At 66.3% G+C, this 2,908-nt stretch carries 2 protein-coding genes; both read left to right on the top strand.

Annotated elements, in window-relative coordinates:
* The coding region (locus HUV06_RS15675; protein ID WP_174302172.1) for a type II toxin-antitoxin system PemK/MazF family toxin at window positions 1-209 on the top strand (209 nt) is incomplete at its 5' end.
* A 720-nt stretch (window positions 210-929) separates the two neighbouring features.
* Window positions 930-2,908 (top strand): Clp protease N-terminal domain-containing protein (locus tag HUV06_RS15670; RefSeq protein WP_174302171.1); only part of this gene is annotated, 1,979 nt, incomplete at its 3' end.

Here is a 2,908-nt window from a genome sequence, read left to right as displayed (position 1 = left end):
CGGTCACGAGCACGCTGCTGGACGCCCCCCTTCTGAGGCCCGCGATCGAGCCGACCGCCGGGACCGGCCTGTCCAAGCCCTCGCAGATCATGATCGACAAGCCTCAGACCATCCACCGCAGCAAGATTGGCGGCGTGATCGGACAGCTGGACGCGGCGTCGCTCAGGACGGTCGACCGCGCGCTGGTGCTGTTCCTGGGGCTGGCTTGACGGCGACGTCGACCGGCAAAGACCTCAAGCTTCAAAGTTACTCGAAGTGAAGTGCTGGCACTTTTCTATCGCCTGAGCATCTCGGGTTCTTCTCTTTGCAGACCTAAGGACGACAAGGCCGCAACTTAGCGAGGCCGCCCCACCCGCGAATGAAAGTTCTGGAATGGAGTCAAATGATCCGACGGCTCCCACATGCGTTCCAAGTTCAAATTGATGATAGGCGGCAAGTAACCCAGAGCACACCGTCCCTAGTAGCATTATAGCGAAAATGAACTTAACGCCTCTCAGATATAGTAAGAGGATGCTTGCGACCACACCTGTAAATAGAGCGGGTATGGCGCCATATAAGTAGATGGAAATTGTTAACGGAGGAACGAAGAGGAACGCAATCAACCCTAAGTCTTCTAGAGAATGTGACTCTGCCAAAGATCCTGAAACACAGTAGAACATGAAGCCAAGTGGAGGTCCGGCCGCGCCGAACGTGAGAATGGGTGAGATAGAGAATGGCGGCGCAACTTTCACTTGTGGGCCGTTAGCACGAAGGAGCGGATCGCGACAGGCCGTGAATACCATCGGCATTGGAGAAGCTTGTGGATACGCCAACCTACGCTAGCGCCACCACTCTAACCTTGTGTGACCCATCGGCCACACCCACATCCCCCCTGCCGCCGGCGTGCTTCTCGAAGGCGCTGGCTGAGTATCCGCCGTAAGGGGACGTGAATGAACATCGACAGCTATTCGGATCGCGCCAAGCAGGCGATCCAGAGCGCGCAGCAGGTCGCGCTCGCCCGCAACCACCAGCAGTTCTCGCCCGAGCACCTGGCCAAGGCGCTGCTCGACGAGCGGGACGGGCCGAACGGGTCCGGGCTCGCGCGCAGCCTGATCGCCCAGGCGGGCGGGCGGCCGGACGAGGCCGTGGCCGCCGTGGATGCGGCGCTGAGCAGGATACCCAAGGTCGAGGGCGGCTCGGGCCAGCTCTACATGAAGCCGGACCTGGCGCGGGTGCTGGCCGTGGCCGAGGACAGGTCCAAGGCCACGGGCGACGCCTTCGTCACCACCGAGCGGCTGCTGCTGGCGCTCGCCACCGACGGGGGCGAGGTGGCCAAGGCGCTGCGCTCCGCGGGCGTGACGCCGGAGAAGCTGGAGGCCGCCATCGCCGAGGTCCGCAAGGGCCGCACCGCCGACAGCGCCTCGGCCGAGGAGGGCTATGAGGCGTTGAAGCGCTACGCCCGCGACCTGACCCAGGCCGCGCGGGACGGCAAGCTCGACCCCGTGATCGGGCGTGACGAGGAAATCCGGCGGACCATCCAGGTCCTGTCGCGCCGCACCAAGAACAACCCCGTGCTGATCGGCGAGCCCGGCGTCGGCAAGACCGCCATCGTGGAGGGCTTGGCGCTCCGCATCGTCAACGGCGACGTGCCGGAGGGGCTGCGCGACAAGCGCCTGCTGGCGCTCGACATGGGGAGCTTGATCGCCGGGGCGAAGTACCGGGGCGAGTTCGAAGAACGCCTCAAGGCGGTGCTGGCCGAGACCACCGGCGCGAACGGCCAGATCATCCTGTTCATCGACGAAATGCACACCCTGGTCGGCGCCGGGAAGGGCGACGGGGCGATGGACGCCTCCAACCTGCTGAAACCCGCCCTGGCGCGGGGCGAACTGCACTGCGTCGGCGCCACCACGCTCGACGAATACAGGAAGCATGTGGAGAAGGACGCCGCGCTGGCGCGCCGCTTCCAGCCCGTCTTCGTGTCGGAGCCGACGGTGGAGGACACCATCTCCATCCTGCGCGGGCTGAAGGAGAAGTACGAGGTCCACCACGGGGTGCGCATCAGCGACAGCGCCATCGTGGCCGCCGCGACCCTGTCCAACCGCTACATCGCCGACCGCTTCCTGCCCGACAAGGCCATCGACCTGATGGACGAGGCGGCGTCGCGCGTGCGGATGGCGGTGGACAGCAAGCCCGAGGCGCTGGACGAGATCGACCGCCGCCTCGTGCAGCTGAAGATCGAGCGGGAGGCGCTGCGTCGCGAGACCGACCAGGCTTCCAAGCAACGGCTGGAGAAGCTGGAGGACGAGGTCTCCGACCTGCAGGCCCAGTCCGAGGACATGACCGCCCAGTGGAAGGCGGAGAAGTCCAAGGTAGGCGCCGCCGCCGCCTCCCGCGAGGCGCTGGATCGCTTGCGCGGTGAGCTGGAGCAGGCCCAGCGCCGGGGCGACCTCGCCCGGGCGTCGGAGATCCTCTACGGCCAGATCCCGGTGGTGGAACGCCAGCTCGCCGAGGCCGAAGGCGCGGAGAAGCCGCAAGACCAGCTGGCGCCGGAAGTCGTCGACGCTGAGCAGATCGCCCAGGTGGTCTCCCGCTGGACCGGCGTGCAGGTGGAGCGAATGCTGGAGGGCGAACGCGACAAGCTGCTGCGCATGGAGGACGTGCTGCGCGGCCGCGTGGTCGGCCAGGAGGAGGCGCTGGTCGCCGTCTCGGACAGCGTGCGCCGCGCACGGGCCGGGCTGCAGGACCCCAACCGGCCGATCGGCTCGTTCCTGTTCCTGGGGCCCACGGGCGTCGGCAAGACCGAGCTGACCAAGGCGCTGGCGGAGTTCCTGTTCGACGACGAGGCGGCGGTGACCCGGCTCGACATGAGCGAGTACATGGAGAAGCACTCCACCTCGCGCATGATCGGCGCGCCTCCGGGCTATGTCGG

It is taken from the genome of Caulobacter sp. S45 (genome assembly GCF_903642205.1).
Classification (GTDB): Bacteria; Pseudomonadota; Alphaproteobacteria; order Caulobacterales; family Caulobacteraceae; genus CAHJWH01.
The sequence above is the reverse complement of the archived record's forward strand: the minus strand, read 5'-3'. Positions and strand labels throughout refer to the sequence as shown.